The organism is Stenotrophomonas maltophilia group sp. Smal17 (genome assembly GCF_030237045.1).
GTDB classification, from domain to species: Bacteria; Pseudomonadota; Gammaproteobacteria; order Xanthomonadales; family Xanthomonadaceae; genus Stenotrophomonas; species Stenotrophomonas forensis.
In genome coordinates this window covers 31,531-47,238 of record NZ_JASJSU010000033.1, presented here as the reverse complement: position 1 = coordinate 47,238, position 15,708 = coordinate 31,531, and the positions used below count along the sequence as shown (strand labels likewise).

13 protein-coding genes and 1 pseudogene are annotated in these 15,708 nt (G+C 68.6%); 10 read left to right on the top strand and 4 right to left on the bottom strand.

Annotated elements, in window-relative coordinates; genetic code table 11:
- The first annotated feature begins 134 nt into the window (after positions 1-134).
- Positions 135-548 (top strand): MerC domain-containing protein, encoded by a 414-nt coding sequence (locus QRO93_RS11005; protein ID WP_008264835.1) that lies wholly within the window; start codon positions 135-137, stop codon positions 546-548.
- A 110-nt stretch (positions 549-658) separates the two neighbouring features.
- Positions 659-838, top strand: a complete 180-nt coding sequence (locus tag QRO93_RS11000) for a 30S ribosomal protein THX (protein ID WP_004150462.1) — start codon at positions 659-661, stop codon at positions 836-838.
- A gap of 100 nt (positions 839-938) precedes the next feature.
- Here QRO93_RS11000 and QRO93_RS10995 read toward each other — a convergent pair whose 3' ends face one another.
- The 3 genes and pseudogenes from QRO93_RS10995 to QRO93_RS10985 form a co-directional block, all read right to left on the bottom strand.
- Positions 939-2,189, bottom strand: a complete 1,251-nt coding sequence (locus QRO93_RS10995) for an ectonucleotide pyrophosphatase/phosphodiesterase (protein WP_180878241.1) — start codon at positions 2,187-2,189, stop codon at positions 939-941.
- 175 nt (positions 2,190-2,364) lie between these two features.
- A complete protein-coding gene (locus tag QRO93_RS10990; protein WP_049458877.1) occupies positions 2,365-2,856 on the bottom strand; it encodes a methylated-DNA--[protein]-cysteine S-methyltransferase in 492 nt (163 codons plus the stop codon).
- Positions 2,853-4,241: pseudogene (locus QRO93_RS10985) on the bottom strand (AlkA N-terminal domain-containing protein); the annotation flags it as partial. The gene QRO93_RS10990 and the pseudogene QRO93_RS10985, both read right to left, overlap by 4 nt.
- Before the next feature lie 314 nt (positions 4,242-4,555).
- Here QRO93_RS10985 and QRO93_RS10980 point away from each other — a divergent pair.
- From QRO93_RS10980 to ubiM, 4 genes are all read left to right on the top strand, one after another.
- Positions 4,556-5,719, top strand: a complete 1,164-nt coding sequence (locus QRO93_RS10980) for a hypothetical protein (RefSeq protein WP_053449183.1) — start codon at positions 4,556-4,558, stop codon at positions 5,717-5,719.
- A gap of 58 nt (positions 5,720-5,777) precedes the next feature.
- Positions 5,778-6,323 (top strand): DUF4019 domain-containing protein, encoded by a 546-nt coding sequence (locus QRO93_RS10975; RefSeq protein WP_180878243.1) that lies wholly within the window; start codon positions 5,778-5,780, stop codon positions 6,321-6,323.
- Between the two features lie 11 nt (positions 6,324-6,334).
- Complete coding sequence (locus QRO93_RS10970) at positions 6,335-6,724, top strand: MAPEG family protein (RefSeq protein ID WP_053449185.1); 390 nt, start codon at positions 6,335-6,337, stop codon at positions 6,722-6,724.
- An 80-nt stretch (positions 6,725-6,804) separates the two neighbouring features.
- Positions 6,805-7,983 (top strand): 5-demethoxyubiquinol-8 5-hydroxylase UbiM, encoded by a 1,179-nt coding sequence (gene ubiM, locus QRO93_RS10965; RefSeq protein WP_053449186.1) that lies wholly within the window; start codon positions 6,805-6,807, stop codon positions 7,981-7,983.
- Positions 7,984-7,994: 11 nt separating this feature from the next.
- Here ubiM and QRO93_RS10960 read toward each other — a convergent pair whose 3' ends face one another.
- The gene (locus QRO93_RS10960) at positions 7,995-8,216 is read right to left on the bottom strand and encodes an RNA-binding S4 domain-containing protein (RefSeq protein ID WP_006426190.1); all 222 of its coding nucleotides are present in this window, start codon (positions 8,214-8,216) and stop codon (positions 7,995-7,997) included.
- Positions 8,217-8,483: 267 nt separating this feature from the next.
- Here QRO93_RS10960 and QRO93_RS10955 point away from each other — a divergent pair, with 267 nt between their 5' ends.
- The 4 genes from QRO93_RS10955 (at position 8,484) to QRO93_RS10940 (ending at position 15,609) form a co-directional block, all read left to right on the top strand.
- Positions 8,484-10,430 carry a DEAD/DEAH box helicase gene (locus QRO93_RS10955; RefSeq protein WP_180878244.1) on the top strand — a complete coding sequence of 649 codons (1,947 nt, stop codon included), beginning with the start codon at positions 8,484-8,486 and terminating at the stop codon, positions 10,428-10,430.
- A 227-nt stretch (positions 10,431-10,657) separates the two neighbouring features.
- Positions 10,658-13,078, top strand: coding sequence for a bifunctional diguanylate cyclase/phosphodiesterase (locus tag QRO93_RS10950; protein WP_285304171.1), 2,421 nt, complete (start codon positions 10,658-10,660; stop codon positions 13,076-13,078).
- A 145-nt stretch (positions 13,079-13,223) separates the two neighbouring features.
- A complete protein-coding gene (locus tag QRO93_RS10945; protein WP_285304170.1) occupies positions 13,224-14,852 on the top strand; it encodes a diguanylate cyclase in 1,629 nt (542 codons plus the stop codon).
- 34 nt (positions 14,853-14,886) lie between these two features.
- Positions 14,887-15,609 carry a pseudouridine synthase gene (locus QRO93_RS10940; protein ID WP_049424580.1) on the top strand — a complete coding sequence of 241 codons (723 nt, stop codon included), beginning with the start codon at positions 14,887-14,889 and terminating at the stop codon, positions 15,607-15,609.
- Positions 15,610-15,708 lie beyond the last annotated feature (99 nt).

Sequence of the window (15,708 nt, the reverse complement as noted above, 5' to 3'; positions counted from 1 at the left end):
GGCAGATCCTTTGTTACAATGTATCAATCGCGGGGCGCACGAATCCCGTCGATGGGACAGGGGGAGGGAAACCGTGCGGGTCGGGAACGGATGTTATATTATTCCATAACGATTCGCCGACCCTGCTGGAAGTCATGTCCCTGTCCTCACGCCTGCGCCACCTGCTCGACCGATTCGGCGCCACTGGTTCGATGCTGTGCGCGGTGCATTGCGCGGTGATCCCCGTGCTGCTGGCGGCGGCGCCTTCGCTGGGCCTGTCGTTCTGGTTGAGCGACGGCGTGGAGCAGGCGCTGGTGGTGTTTGTGACCCTGCTCGGGCTGTTCAGCCTGGTCTGGGGCTATCGCCGTCATGGCGCGCTGCGCGCGCTGGGTTTCCTGATTCCGGGCCTGGTCGCGCTGTGGGCCGGCGTGCTGTACGACCCGCTGCATCACAACGCAGTGCCGCATGCGGTGGTGATGACCATCGGCGGCCTGTTGGTGGGCGTCGCACACCTGGTCAACCTGCGCCTCAACCACGGCCACGTGCACGACGCCAGCTGCGCGCACTAGGCGCTCCGTGATAGGATTTCCGATCGTGCGCGGGGGCGCCCAGCAAGGCGGCCCCGCCGAACCCGTGTCAGTACGGGGTAACCAGATTTCACACTTGAGGAGTTGAAGACATGGGTAAGGGTGACCGCAAGACCGCCAAGGGCAAGCGCTACAACGCCAGCTACGGCAACGCCCGTTCGCACACCGCGAGCAAGGTCGCCGTAGGCGCCGCCGCCCCGGTTGCCAAGAAGACCGTGGCCAAGGCTCCGGCGAAGAAGGCTGTGGCGAAGAAGGCTGTCGCCAAGGCCTGATCCGGCCGGTCGACCGCTTCAAGGAAAAACGCGGCGCCTGGCGCCGCGTTTTTTTATGCCTGCTCGCTGAGCCGGGCGTGGGCCCGGCTCTGCGGCGGCGTCAGCGCAGGGTCTGTTTCAGCGTTTCCGGGTTGCCGTCGTTCGGCGCGGCCGGCACCTGCAGCAGATGCGCCAGCAGCGGATAGACATCGACGTTGTCGAAGCCATCGATCACCAGGCCCTGGCGGAACGACGGGCCGCCGGCCACGAACACCGCACGCATGGACGGCAGGGCGTTGTCGTAGCCATGCGAGCCGCGATCCTGCTTGGTGCGCTTGGCGATCCTGTCCCGATGCAGGGCATCCCAGCCTTCATCCATGGCGCAGACGATCGGCGGCACCCGCGGGTGCGTACCGTAGTGCCAGCGCGGCGGCAGGTTTTCCTTCTTCCAGCATTCGTAGTGGGCGTGGCGGCCGAGCAGGACGCGTTCGGCGTCGGCTTCGCGACCGGCGACCGGTGCGAAGCCCACCGACTGGCCCTGGCTGACATTGCGCGCGATGGCCGGATCGGCCATCGATTCGGTGGCGATCACGTGGCCGTCGGCGACGCTGGCCATGCCATGGTCGGACACCACGATCACGTTGGTGGTCGACGCCAGCCCGCGCTGCTGCAGTCCATCCAGCACCTGGCCGACGATCTGGTCGGCGCGCACGATGGCGTCGGCATACTGCTTCGAATCCGGGCCGTAGTGGTGGCCGGCCTTGTCCACGTGCTCCATGTACAGCGTGGTCAGGCGCGGCGCATCGGCGTCGGTCTGCGCCAGCCAGTCAAGCACGATGCCGGCACGCTGTTCCAGCGGTTCCTGGCCGTCGTAGATGCGCCACTGGCTCGGGCGCACCCCGCGGATTTCCGACTCGCTGCCCGGCCACGAGGTGGTGGCCGAACGCACGCCGGCATTCTCGGCGCCGACCCAGATCGGCTCGCCGCCCCACCACGCGCTGGTAGTGACCGCCTCGCGGTTGCTCAGTTCGAAACGGCCCAGTGCCTCGTCGTCCATGCTGTTGTTGACGATGCCGTGGTGGTCCGGGCGCAGGCCGGTGACGATGGTGTAGTGGTTGGGGAAGGTGAGCGACGGATAGGACGGGGTCATCCAGCGTGCACGCACGCCACCGTCGATCAGCCGCTGCAGGTTCGGGGTCAGGCCGCGATCGAGCGCGTCGGCGCGCAGGCCGTCGATGGAGATCAGCAGCAGCTTCGGCGGCGCAGCCGCAGCAACGGGCGTGGCAACGGAGGCGGAGGGCGCGGGCGCGGTGGTGCAGGCGGCCAATGGCAGCAGCAGCGCCAGCGCGCAGGTCAGGCGTACGGAAGTCATCCGCGCATGATAAGCCGGCGCAATGACCGGCCCAAGACACGCTGCGCGGAAGGGCGCAGCGTGTCCGCGCATTCTTCCTTGTCCCCGCGCCGCCCAACCCACATCAATCCAGAGCCGGTCTGGTTTTTGACGTTGCCGTTGTTTCTGCGGGTGCCGGGCACAGCCCGGCCGGCCCTCATGCAAACAATGGTGCCTGGCGTTGTTCCAGGCGCAGCAGTGCGGCCTTGGTTTCCAGGCCGCCACCGAACCCGGTCAGTGCGCCGTTGCTGCCGATCACGCGATGGCAGGGCAGGATGATCGGCAACGGGTTGCGGCCGTTGGCGGCGCCCACCGCGCGGGTTGCGCTGGGCTGGCCCAGATGCTGCGCCAGCTGCAGGTAGCTCCAGGTCTGCCCGAACGGGATCAGCGCCAGCGCTTGCCACACGCGCAGCTGGAACGGCGTGCCGCGCGGTGCCAGTTCCAGATCGAAGCTGCTGCGTTCGCCGTGCAGGAACTGCAGCAACTGCTGGCGGGCTTCCGGCAGCGCATCCGGCGCGTAGTGCCAGTCGTCGCGGCCACGCGCCGGATGGCGGTTTTCCGGAAACAGCACATGCGCAAGTCCGCGCTCGTCACCGGCGATGGTGAGCACGCCGATCGGGCTGTCGAAACGGTCGAACAACAGGGTCATGTCGGTTCTCCAACGAAAGTGCCGGACAGGTGCCACAGGTGCAGCACGGCATACGCGCGCCACGGCCGCCAGGGTTGCGAGCGCGCTTCGGTCGCACGTTCGCTCAGGCGCTGGCCCTGCGCATGGCCGAGGACCTGCTGCAGCACCAGGTCGCCGGCGGGGAAGGCATCAGGCTGGCCGAGACCCCGCAGGGCGATGTACTGCGCGGTCCACGGGCCGATGCCGGGCAGTGCCACGCAGCGGGTGACGAACTCTTCCAGCGCCTGGCCAGGCCCGAAATCGAGCTGGCCGCTGGCGCAGGCGGCTGCAAGTGCTCGCACGGTAGCGGCACGGCTGCGCGGCAGGCCGATCGATTCCAGCGGCGCCTCGGCCAGTACCTCGGGTGCGGGGAACTGGCGATCGAAGTCCGATGGCATGCCCGGCAGGTGTGCGCCGAAGGCATCCACCAGCCGGCGTGCGAACGTGGTGGCTGCGGCGACGCTGACCTGCTGGCCGAGCACCGCGCGCACGCCCACTTCGAATCCATCCCAGCCGCCCGGAACACGCAGCCCGGGGCGTTGGGCGATGCCGCGCGCCAGCAGCGGTTCTTCGCCCAGTGCGGCGTGCACCTGCTGCAGGTCGGCATCCAGGTCGAACACGCGGCGCACGCGACGCACGATGTCCGGGATCAGGCGTGGATCGACGGCGCTGAGCTGCAGGTGCAGTTCCGGCCGTTTCGGATCGGCGGTGACGCGCAGCAGGGTGGGCCGCTCAGGCGTGCCCAACACGCGTTGGTAGCTGTCTTCGCCGATCAGTTCGATGCCGGGTAGGCTGCGCTTGCGCAGGAACGCCAGCATGCGTGGGAAGTCCAGCGGCGGCCGGTAGGCCAGGCGCAGCACCAGGCCCCCCTCATCGGCGGCGAGGGGTTGGTGCTGGCGGCGCAGCGCGGTGGGGGCCATGCCGCAGCCCTGGAGGAACGCGGTATTGAAGCGGCGCAGGCTGTTGTAGCCGGCTGCCAGCGCGACGTCGGTCACCGGCAGCGTGGTTTCGGTCAACAGCTGCTTGGCCAGCAGCAGGCGATGGGTGGCGTGGATCTGTCCGGGTGTCGCGCCCAGGTGTTCGACGAACAGCCGTTGCAGCTGGCGTGCACTGAGTCCGATCTTCTCTGCGAGGTCTGCCACCGGTTGTTCCTGCAGGAAGCCACCCTGGATCAGGGCCAGGGCGCGCTGCACGGTCTGCCCGGCGAGCGCCTGCTGGGCCTGGGGCGCCAGTTCAGGACGGCAGCGCAGGCACGGCCGGTAGCCGGCCGCAGCGGCCGCAGCGGCGGTCGGGTAGTAGGTGATGTTGCGCGGCTTCGGCGGTGGCGCCGGGCACACCGGGCGGCAGTAGATGCCGGTGCTGCGCACGCCAGCCGCTGGCGGCTGGGCGTTCGGGCGCTTGCGAAGCAGTGCTTCGCAAGCAAAGCGCCCTCACCCATGGGGGCTCGATGGCGCCATCCATGGCGCCAACGGTCCTGCCAACCCACACCGCCCCACCTCTGACAGTTGGTCGCTGCTGTTGGTGGGTGCCGACCGTTGGTCGGCACGCTTTTGCTGTTGGTAGGTGTCGACCTTGGTCGACACGCTTTCCCAAGGGTCAGAAGGGGTTCAGTACTGCGCGCTGAATGCGCGGTTTGGACAGGTAGACTGTGGCCCTTGCTCCCCTGAAGGCCGGTTGCCCGATGTCCGCCAAACTCCGCTGGTTGCCCCTGTTGTGCCTGGCCCTGGCGGGCTGCAGTCAGCTGGAGAATCCGGGCAATGTGACCGCTGCCGACAAGGCGGCGCGGGCGCCGGCCAGTGATGGCGAGAACATGGTGTCGATCAATGCGGCTGACGCACCGCCGCCGCCCGCGCCGCCGCGCAGCCGGGCCGATCGGCCGTGGCCGCAGGCGCAACTGGAGAATGGCCGCGCCTGGGTCAGCTGCAGCACCGAGTACGCCGGCGACGCCGGTGATGGCATCGAGCTGGAGGGCCTGCAGCGCGATCAGATCAGCCAGGCGCTGGCGCCCTGCGCCGAGCGTGGCCTGATGCGCGTGCGCTATTCCGGAAAGATCAATCCGGGCTTCGCCGAGATGATGTGGCGGCTGGCCGTGGTTGCCGACGAGCAGAAGATCCACAAGCGCATCCTCGATCTGGATTCCAGCGGTGGCCAGGTGGAATCGGCGATCGTGGCCGGCGACAGCATCGGTGAATCGGGCTGGACGATCTGGGTGCGCGAAGGCTCGATCTGCCACAGCGCCTGCGTATTCGTGCTGGCTGCCGGTGACAACCGCCTGCTGTCGGGCAAGGTCGGCATCCACCGCATGATGCGCATCAGTTCCAAGGCCACCTCGCGCGCCGAACTCAATCGCGAGCTGCACGAGGTCTACGACAACGTGAAGGATTACCTGCAGCGCAACGGCGTGGCGGTGGGCGTGGCCGATCTGATGATGACCGTGCCCAACCGCAGCCTGCGCCTGCTGACCCCGGACGAGCTGCGCCAGTACGGCCTGGATGGCACCAACGCCGTGCAGGACGACCTGGAGCGGATCAAGCAGATGCGCGCCTGCGGCGATGATTTCGTACAGCGCAAGGATGCGTTCCTGATCGCCTTCGACCAGCAGTGCAAGCGCGAAGGCGCTGACATGGAGTCGATCAACAGCTGTGGCCAGGCACTGAAGCAGCGCTTCGGTTTCCCGGATGCGGTGTGTCCTGAAGAGAGCCCGCTGTCGGAGATCGATGTGGCCACGCTGCCGCCGGCGCCGTCCGAGCCACCGCCGGTGGCCGAGCAGGCTCCTGCGGAGGCCGGAAAGCCTGCCGCGCAGGCCGACGCTGCGGTGGTCGAGGGCAGCGCCCACGCGCGCTGACGAACAGCTCACTGCGCTGGCGTAGACTGCGGTTCTTTCCCGGTAACCGGCGGTGTCCATGAAGCGCGTGCTCCTGCTGCTGTCCCTGATGCCCTTCACTGTGTTGGCGCAGGTGCCTGCGCCGGCCACTCCTGCCCCGGCACCCGCGCGCCCGGCGCCGGCATCGCCGGCGGCCGCGAAGCCGGCCACCGCCGGTGCCCCGGCGGTGACCGCCGCGCAGCAGGCGCAGGTGCAGAAGCAGGACGCGGAAATGGGCGCGGCCGCAGTGAAGGCCGCGCAGCTGGTCGATGCCAATCGTGCCGGTGAATTGTGGGAAGGCGCCTCCGCCGTCGCGCGACGTGCGGTGCCCAAGGCGGCCTTCGTCAGCCAGCTGACCACCGAGCGCACGCGGTTGGGCGCGATGGCCGGCCGCGGCCAGCCGACCATCACCCGGGTCAAGTACGGCGCCGGTGCCGCCGTGCCCGAAGGCCTGTACATCAACGTCAGCTTCCCAACCCGTTTCGCCAACAGCGCGCAGCCGGTACGCGAACTGGTGTCGTTCCGTTTCGACGAGGACCAGGTGTGGCGCCTGGCCGGTTACAGCCTGCGTGCATCGGCACCCTGAGGAGCACAGCGATGGCAACTGAACTGACGATGCTGGCCTGGTCGGTGCTGCTGGGCTTTGTCTACATCTTCGCTACCTCCACCGTGGTCACCCGCGAGCGTGGCCTGAAGTGGAATGCCTCGGCGCGTGATGGCCAGGCCCGGCCGCTCAGTGCGCTGGCCGGCCGCCTGCAGCGGGCCCAGGCCAACTTCCTGGAGACCTTCCCGTTCTTCGCCGCCGCCGCGATCGCGGTGGTGCTGGCCGGGCGCAGCAACGACACCACCGCATTGGCCGCGCAGGCCTACTTCTGGGCACGAGTGGTCTATCTGCCGCTGTATGCCGCCGGCGTGCCCTATGTGCGCAGCCTGGTCTGGGCGGTATCGTTGCTGGCCATCCTGGCGCTGGTGTTCGCGTTGTTGTGAGCCGGGCCTGATCCAGATCAAGGCCGGTCAGCTGCGTGGCGCTATGCTGGCGCGGACTGGATCAACGGCAGGAGGCGCGCATGCGCAGGATGGACGTGGTGGTGGTCGGCGCGGGCCCGGCGGGTCTGTGCTTCGCACGCGCGCTGGCCGGTAGCGGCCTGCAGGTCGGGCTGGTGGAGGTGCAGCCGCGCCAGGTACTGGCCGAGGCGGCCTTCGATGGTCGTGAGATCGCGCTGACCCATGCCTCGCGGCAGAGCCTGGAGCAGCTGGGGCTGTGGCAGCGCCTGGCGCAGGCCGAAGTGGCCGAGCTGCGCGACGCAAGGGTGATGAACGGCGGCTCGCCGTTCGCGCTGACCTTCGCCAGCAGCCAGGTCGACGGCCAGCCGCTGGGCTGGCTGGTGCCCAACCATCTGATCCGCCGCGCCGCGTGGGATGCCGTGCAGGGCCAGGACGGGCTGGAGTTGTTCGATGGCCGCAAGGTGCTGGGCGTGCAGGCCGATGCACAGGGCCACGTGGTTACGCTGGACGATGGCAGCAAGCTGCACGCGCGGCTGCTGGTGGCTGCCGACAGCCGCTTTTCGGCAACCCGTCGCATGCTCGGTATCGGCGCGCAGATGCGTGACTTCGGCAAATCGATGCTGGTCTGCCGCATGCAGGTCGAGCGCGATCACCACCACACTGCGTGGGAGTGGTTCGGCTATGGCCGCACCATGGCATTGCTGCCGCTCAACGAGGGCCAGGCATCGGCGGTGATCACGCTGCCGCCGCGGCAGATCGAGGAACTGCTGGCGATGGACGAGGTGGCGTTCGGTGAGGCCATCAGTGCCTGCTTCGAACACCGCCTGGGCCGGATGCAGCCGGTGGCCACGCCGCAGGCGTATCCGCTGGTAGGGGTGTACGCGCACCGGTTCGTGGGCGAGCGCTCTGCGCTGGTCGGCGATGCGGCGGTGGGCATGCACCCGGTCACCGCGCATGGCTTCAACCTGGGCCTGGCCAGCGCACAGCGGCTGGCGCAGGGCATCGTCGGGCAGCAGCGGCGTGGTGCCGACATCGCGGCCGAAGGCATGCTGGCCCGCTATCAGCGTGGCCATCGACTGGCGTCGCGGCCGTTGTACGAGGCCACCAACGCGATCGCCAGCCTGTACACCGACGATCGACGCCCTGCGCGGCTGCTGCGTGCGGCCGGCCTGCGCGTGGCGCAGGGCGTGGCGCCGTTCAGGCAATTGATCGCCTCGCACCTGACCCAGCGCGTGGCCTGAACGGGTTCAGATCAGCCGGCAGCCAGCACGCGGATCTGGCTGTCGGCGAACTCGACCACCTGGCCAGCGCGGATCTTGCAGGCCTTGCGCAGTTCGACCTCACCGTCGACCAATACCTGGCCTTCGCTGATGACCATCTTGGCCTCGCCGCCGCTGGTGACCAGGTCGGCCAGCTTGAGCAGCTGCTTGAGTTCGACGTAGTCGCCGTCGAGGTCGAATTCGAGAATCTGCATGGAGCGGGGTTCCTGGGAAGAGGGCGCAGGCCGGTGGCCGGGCCGGAAAGAGGGCGCGTATTGTGCGCCAGCACCGGGCATGACCGCACGCGCCCGGAAAAGCTGTACGCCTCGTTCAGGATCAATGCGGTATCATTCCGCTCTGAGCGAGTGAAATCTCCTCCGACCGAGCAGCGCCAGGGCACGCGATAAGAAGGGCGCCCAAAGCGCGGACCATCCCTTTTTTATCGCACTGCCAGAACGACGGCAGTGCCTTTGGAGTTCCCCATGTCCCAAGATTCCCAAGCGCCGCTGCAGTTTGCGCAGCTCGGCCTGTCCGAACCCGTGATGCAGGCGGTCACCGCCATCGGCTACGAAACCCCGTCGCCGATCCAGGCCGCCACCATCCCGGCGATGCTGGAAGGCCGCGACGTGCTGGGCCAGGCCCAGACCGGCACCGGCAAGACCGCAGCGTTCGCACTGCCGGTACTGTCCAACATCGACCTGCAGCAGATCAAGCCCCAGGCCCTGATCCTGGCGCCGACCCGCGAACTGGCCATCCAGGTCGCCGAGGCGTTCCAGTCCTATTCGTCGAAGATTCCCGGCTTCCGCGTGCTGCCGGTGTACGGCGGCCAGCCCTATGGCCAGCAGCTGTCGGCGCTGCGCCGCGGCGTGCACATCGTGGTCGGTACTCCCGGCCGCGTGATCGACCATCTCGACCGCAGCACCCTGGACCTGTCCGAGCTGAAGACGCTGGTGCTGGACGAAGCCGATGAAATGCTGCGCATGGGCTTCATCGATGACGTCGAGGCCGTGCTGAAGAAGCTGCCGGAACAGCGCCAGGTTGCGCTGTTCTCGGCCACCATGCCGCCGCAGATCCGCCGCATCGCGCAGACCTACCTGCAGGACCCGGTGGAAGTGACCATCGCGGCCAAGACCACCACCTCGGCCAACATCCGCCAGCGTTACTGGTGGGTGAGCGGCATGCACAAGCTGGACGCGCTGACCCGCATCCTGGAAGTCGAGCCGTTCGATGCGATGATCATCTTCGCCCGCACCAAGGCCGGCACCGAAGAACTGGCCAGCAAGCTGCAGGCCCGTGGCCTGGCCGCGGCCGCGATCAACGGTGACATGCAGCAGGCCCAGCGTGAGCGCACCATCGCCATGCTGAAGGAAGGCAAGCTGGACATCCTGGTTGCCACCGACGTGGCCGCCCGCGGCCTGGACGTGGAGCGCATCAGCCACGTGCTGAACTACGACATCCCGTACGACACCGAAAGCTACGTGCACCGCATCGGCCGTACCGGCCGCGCCGGCCGCAGCGGTGAAGCGATCCTGTTCGCCACCCCGCGCGAGAAGGGCATGCTGCGCCAGATCGAGCGCGCTACCCGCCAGCCGATCGAGGAGATGCAGCTGCCGAGCGTGGAAGCGGTCAACGATACCCGCATCAACAAGTTCACCTCGCGCATCACCGAAACCCTCGGTGCCGGTGGCCTGGACTTCTACCGCCAGCTGCTGGAGCGCTTCGAGAACGAGCAGAACGTGCCGGCCATCGAAGTGGCTGCCGCGCTGGCCAAGATGCTGCAGGGTGACACCCCGTTCCTGCTGCAGCCGCCGGTGCGTGCGCCGCGCGAAGAGCGTGCACCGCGCGAGCGCTTCGACCGTGGCGACCGCCCGGAGCGTGGCGATCGCTTCGACCGCAACGAGCGTGGCCCGCGTTTCGAGCGCGGCCCGCGTCGTGACGATACCGAAGGTGGTTTCGAGCAGCGCCCGCGCCGTGAGGTTCCGCCGCGTGGCGCGCCGGAGCAGGGCATGGAGACCTACCGCATTTCGGTCGGCCACCAGCATGGCGTGAAGCCGGCCAACATCGTCGGCGCCATCGCCAACGAGGCCGGCCTGGAAAGCCGCTTCATCGGCCGCATCGACATCCATGACGATTTCTCGCTGCTGGACCTGCCGGCACAGATGCCGCCGGACGTGCTGTCGCACCTGCAGAAGGTGTGGGTGTCGGGCCAGCAGCTGCAGATGCGCGCGCTGGCGCCGGGTGAAGACACCAACCCGGCCCCGCGTCCGTTCAAGCCGCGCTTCGACAAGCGTGGTCCGGGCGGCCCGGGTGGCCCGCGTCGTGGCGGCCCGGGTGGTCCGGGTGGCCACGGTGGCGACCGCGGCGGTGACCGCGACAGCCGCCCGCCGCGTCGTGACGGCTTCAAGCCGCGCGGCCCGCGCAGCTACTGAGCCGCACCGCAGCCCTGACAACGCCAGCCTTCGGGCTGGCGTTGCCCGTTCCGGGCCCGCAAAAAGGGGACGGAGGGGATTAAGTCGTAAATGGCAGGCCAGGTGCTTATGCCATAAACGACTTAATCCCCTCCGTCCCCTTTTTCGCATGGTCAACACATTCCCGGTCCTAGGCTGAGCCAGTTCCAAGGGAGGTTGTCACCCCAGCACATTCGGGGGGATCCGGGATGGGTAGGAGTGGCACGGACCAGCAGAGCCGACGGGTTCCCATGACCCGGGGCCTGGGACTGCGATTTGCGTTGCTGACGGGCATGGCGATTGGATTGGTCGCACTGTCCGCGCTGATCCAGGAACTGCAGGCGGCCTCCACCGCCTGGATTGCCGGCCAGGGCTACTGGTCGCGCGGTCAGCAGGATGCAACCGCCGCGCTCAGTCGCTACCTGGCGCGGGGCGATGCCCAGGACCTGGACGACGCGCGCCAGGCCCTGCAGGTGCCGTTGGGCGATCTGCAGGCGCGGCTGGCGCTGGAGCAGGCTGAGCCGGATGAAGCCAAGGCCAGGCAGGGGTTCCTGCAGGGCGGCAACGCGCGCGCCGATATTCCGCGCCTGGTGTTCTCGTTCCGCTATGCACGCGATATCGGTGCCTTCCGCGAAGCAACCGCGCTGTGGCGGAAGACCGACGGCGACCTGATGGCGGTGCAGCGCCTGATTGATGAATTGCAGCTGCGGCACGACAGTGGCCCGCTGCCGATCGCCGCGCGTGATCGCTACCTGCAGCAACTGGGTGACCTTGATCGGCGGATGCAGGTGCAGAGCCAGGCGTTCTCGCAGGCGCTGTTGCGGATGGCGACGCTGGTGAGGCTGGCCACGTTGATGGTTGCGGGCCTGTCCGTGCTGGCGATCAGCCTGATGGCCGTGGCGCTGGCGCGTCGCGTCGGCAAGGACCTGACCGAGCACGAGAGCCGTTTCCGCGCGGCGTTCTACCAGGCCAACGTGGGCATGCTCAAGCTCGACACCGATGGCAAGGTGATCGAGGCCAACCAGGCCATGGCGGACATTCTCGATTATCGTCGCGATGTGCTGCTGCAGATGTCACTGCACGATCTGCTGATGGACGGCGAACTGGTCATCGACGGTGTCGGCCGCATCGACTGGGACCGGCAGCTGCGGCCAAGCGAACTGCGCTTCCGGCGGCGCGACGGCAGCCTGGTCTGGGGGCGCTGGAGTGGTACCGGCGTGCACAGCAGCGGGGGGCTGTCGGTGTTCGCGATCATCGAGGACGTCAGCCAGAACCATGCGCTGGCACGTGAGATCGAGCATCACGCCAGCCACGATCCGCTGACCGGCCTGATCAACCGCCGCGAGATCGAACGCCTGCTGGAACGCGCGCTGCTGCAGGTGCGCAGCGACGGTGGCACGCATTCGCTGTGCTACATCAACCTGGATCATTTCAAGCTGGTCAACGACAGCTTCGGCCATGCGGCCGGCGATCAGATGCTGCGCAGTTTCGCCGATTACCTGGTGGCGGCCGTGCGCGATGGCGACTGGGTCGGCCGGCTCGGCGCCGATGAGTTCGCCGTGTTCCTCGCCCATGCCGGCCAGGACGAAGCCAAGCGGGTGCTGCAGCGGGTGATCCGCAATCTGGGCCAGGCCACCTTCCCGATCAGCGAGGGCAGCCCGCAGCTGAGCTGCAGCATCGGCGTGGTCGAGGTCAGTGCCGATGCCCCCGACGTGAACTGGCTGATGAGTGCCGCCGACAGCGCCTGCTATGCGGCCAAGCAGGCGGGCCGCAACCGCGTGCACTGCTTCAACGAGAACCGCATGGCGCTGGAAGAACGGCGGCTGGAGGCCGAACGCCTGCAGGGCGTCAGCCTGGCGATGGCCGAGAACCGCATGCTGCTGTATGCGCAGCGCATCGCCCGGGTGGGAGATCCGTCCTACCTGCACTACGAGGTGCTGGTGCGCATGCGCGGCACCGACGGCAGCCTGCATCTGCCCGGCCAGTTCATGCCGGCGGTGGAGCGCTACGGCATGGCCGTGGCGCTGGATCGCCACGTGCTCGGGTTGCTGTTCCGGCACCTGCAGGTCTGCCCGGCGCATGTGCGCCAGCTGGGCCTGTGCAACGTCAACGTTTCGGCCCAGTCGATCGCCGAGCCAGGGTTCCTGGCCTTCGTCTGCGACCTGCTTGAGCGCAACCGCGCACTGGCGTCCAAGCTGTGTTTCGAGATCACCGAGACTGCTGCAATCAGCAACCTCAGCCAGGCGCGCGCCTTCATCGATGCGGTGAAGGCGCGGGGCTGCCGGATGGCGCTGGACGACTTCGGTTCCGGCCTGTCCTCGTTCGGCTACCTGCGCCAGCTGCCGGCCGACATCCTGAAGATCGATGGTGCATTCGTGCGCGACATGGACACCGATCCGGTCAGCCACGCCACCGTGCGGGCGATCAGCGAGCTGGGGCGCGAGCTGCAGATGGAAGTGGTGGCCGAGTGGGTGGAGACCGCCGAGGTGGCCGGCGCGCTGACCAGGCTGGGGGTACAGGGCCTGCAGGGCTATGCGATCGAACGGCCGCAGCCGCTGGAACGGATGACCCTGACCGACCTGAAGCCCTTCCGGCTGGTGGCGGTGAACGGGCCGCAGGGCGTGGGCTGAACGGCCGGCGGCGACTTTGGTCTACACATGCGCGGCGCGCCCGGCTGCGATAATGCGCGCCAGGGGCGACGTGCAGTGGGCGCGGACGTAAGCAGGAACAGGACGTGGCGTGGGCAGCAGGCAGTGGCGGTATGGAACAGGGGGGATGCTGGCCGTCCTGCTGATGTGGTGGGCGATATCGTGGCCGCTTCAGGCTGCCGAGGCCGTATCGGGCCGCGATTACCTGCTGGTCGGGGGCGCCACCGACGCGCCGACCCCACATCGTGCGTGCACGCCGCAAATGCTGTCCGGTGCCCGCCAGCAGGTGGAAGTGCCCGCGCCGCCCGGGGGCTGGTCGGGCGAGCCACAGGCGCTGGACGTGTTCAACGTCTTCGCCGGCGAGGTCCGGGTCCAGCACGGTGACCGCGAAATCTGCGGCAACATGCACGATGCCCGCACCCGCGATTCACGCTTCCGCGCAGGCATCGGCCTGGTCGCGGTACCGCCGGCCGGCAGCCACGCGCCATTCGTGGTCTCCTGGCAGACGCCGCTGAAGGCGCGCTGGGTTCCGACCCTGCGGCTGGGCGCGCCCAGCCCGGTGCAGCAGAACGACACCGCCCGCCTGCTGGTGCGCGCCGCCTGCATTGCCGTGGCCATCGCCTTGGCGCTGTCGGCGCTGATGGCGTTCCTGACCACGCGCGACCGCAGTTTCCTGGTCTACATCGCCGGCACCACCGTGCTGGTGCTGTGGCAGGCGATCCTCGGTGGCCTCAGCGGCTACCCGGAGCCCTGGCTGCCGGTGGGCGAGCGCGGGGCCTGGTGGTTGCTTTCGCTGACCGCGGCCACCCAGGCACTGGTGCTGCCGGCGCTGTGGCGGCTGAACGGTGGCGACCGCGCGCTGCCCCGTTCGCGGCCGCTGCAGGCGATCGTGCTGTGGGGGCTGCTGGCGCTGGCCGTGCTGGTGCCGTGGCTGCGCTGGGGCCAGCTGGCCTGGGTCGCACAGGGCCTGCAGGTGACCTATCTGCTGGGGTGTGGCCTGGCGTTGCTGGCCGGGGTCTGGGCGCGCTGGCGCGGCGACCGCTGGGCGCAGGCCGGGCTGGCCGCGCTGGCGCCGATGCTGGTATTGATCATCGCCGACGCCAGTGCAGCCGAATGGTTGCTGGAGTACCGGGTGGAGGCGCTGCAGCTGGCGGTGACCTGGCTGCTGATGATGGCCGCCTACGCCATGAACCAACGCCTCGGGCGGCTACGCCAGCAGCGCGATGAGCTGCGCCAGCTGGCCGAGACCGATGGCCTGACCGGGCTGCCCAACCGGCGCGCAGGACTGCAGCAGCTGGCCCGTCACCTGGCACAGGTTGACCGTGAGCGCGGCCCGCTGGTGATCGGCTTCCTCGACATCGACCTGTTCAAGGACATCAACGATCGCCACGGCCATGCGGTGGGTGACCAGGTACTGGTCGCGGTCGCGCGCGCCCTGCGCGCGGCGGTGCGCAGCCAGGACGAAGTGGTGCGGATGGGCGGCGAGGAGTTCCTGCTGCTGATGCCGGGCATGCCGCGCGAAGCCGCGTCGGCGCGGCTGGACCGACTGCGCCAGCGCATCACCGAGGCCGGCCAGGCACTGCAGGTACCGGGGCTGGAAGTGACCGCCAGCATTGGATTGGCGCAATGGCGACCGGGCGAGGACGATCTGGCCGGGCTGCTGCGGCGGGCCGACCATGCCATGTACGTGGCCAAGCGCGCCGGCCGCAACCGGGTCTTCGACGGCGAAGAGCTTGATCCGGCTGCATCGACATGAAGCGCGGCGGGCGGCGATGCCGGATAATAGGGCGATGACCACCCGACTCAACAAACATATCGCCGACACCGGCTTCTGCTCCCGCCGCGAGGCCGATCGCCTGATCGCCGCCCGCCGCGTCACCGTCAACGGCCATGCGGCCGGCACCGGCGCGGTGGTGGGCGAGGAAGACCAGGTGCTGGTCGACGGCCAGCCGCTGCGCGCGCGCGTCGCCCGCAAGCCCGGCGCCCGCCGCCACGTCTACATCGCGCTGAACAAGCCGGTGGGCGTCACCTGCACCACCGAAACATCGGTCAAGGGCAACATCGTCGACTTCGTGGGCCACGAACAGCGCATCTTCCCGATCGGCCGCCTGGACAAGGAGTCGGAAGGGCTGATCCTGATGACCAGCAACGGCGACATCGTCAACCAGATCCTGCGTGCCGAGAACGGGCACCAGAAGGAATACCTGGTGGCGGTGAACAAGCCGGTCACCGACGAGTTCCTGCGCGGCATGGCGCGCGGCGTGCGCATCCATGACCAGATGACGCTGCCGTGCAAGACCTCGCGGATCGCCAAGTTCGGTTTCCGCATCACCCTGCAGCAGGGCCTGAACCGGCAGATCCGCCTGATGGCGGCCGAGTTCGGCTACCGCGTGACCCAGCTGCGCCGCGTGCGCATCGACAACATCAAGATCGGTGCGCTGAAGCCGGGCCAGTGGCGCAACCTGACCGAGCAGGAGCTGCAGGGCCTGCTGCCGAAGCAGCTGGACTGGTAGGGCCGGCCGCTGGCCGGCTGCAATGTGCCTTCGATGTACCCGGGATGCCGGCCCGCGGCCGGCACCACCCGGCACGCGGATTGCGCATCCGCATCGGCT

Bases quoted from the DNA above. Each gene is read 5' to 3' on its own strand.
- QRO93_RS11005 (WP_008264835.1), top strand. From the start codon at position 135: ATGTCCCTGTCCTCACGCCTGCGCCACCTGCTCGACCGATTCGGCGCC.
- QRO93_RS11000 (WP_004150462.1), top strand. From the start codon at position 659: ATGGGTAAGGGTGACCGCAAGACCGCCAAGGGCAAGCGCTACAACGCC.
- QRO93_RS10995 (WP_180878241.1), bottom strand. From the start codon at position 2,189: ATGACTTCCGTACGCCTGACCTGCGCGCTGGCGCTGCTGCTGCCATTG.
- QRO93_RS10990 (WP_049458877.1), bottom strand. From the start codon at position 2,856: ATGACCCTGTTGTTCGACCGTTTCGACAGCCCGATCGGCGTGCTCACC.
- QRO93_RS10980 (WP_053449183.1), top strand. From the start codon at position 4,556: ATGTCCGCCAAACTCCGCTGGTTGCCCCTGTTGTGCCTGGCCCTGGCG.
- QRO93_RS10975 (WP_180878243.1), top strand. From the start codon at position 5,778: ATGAAGCGCGTGCTCCTGCTGCTGTCCCTGATGCCCTTCACTGTGTTG.
- QRO93_RS10970 (WP_053449185.1), top strand. From the start codon at position 6,335: ATGGCAACTGAACTGACGATGCTGGCCTGGTCGGTGCTGCTGGGCTTT.
- ubiM (WP_053449186.1), top strand. From the start codon at position 6,805: ATGCGCAGGATGGACGTGGTGGTGGTCGGCGCGGGCCCGGCGGGTCTG.
- QRO93_RS10960 (WP_006426190.1), bottom strand. From the start codon at position 8,216: ATGCAGATTCTCGAATTCGACCTCGACGGCGACTACGTCGAACTCAAG.
- QRO93_RS10955 (WP_180878244.1), top strand. From the start codon at position 8,484: ATGTCCCAAGATTCCCAAGCGCCGCTGCAGTTTGCGCAGCTCGGCCTG.
- QRO93_RS10950 (WP_285304171.1), top strand. From the start codon at position 10,658: ATGGGTAGGAGTGGCACGGACCAGCAGAGCCGACGGGTTCCCATGACC.
- QRO93_RS10945 (WP_285304170.1), top strand. From the start codon at position 13,224: ATGCTGGCCGTCCTGCTGATGTGGTGGGCGATATCGTGGCCGCTTCAG.
- QRO93_RS10940 (WP_049424580.1), top strand. From the start codon at position 14,887: ATGACCACCCGACTCAACAAACATATCGCCGACACCGGCTTCTGCTCC.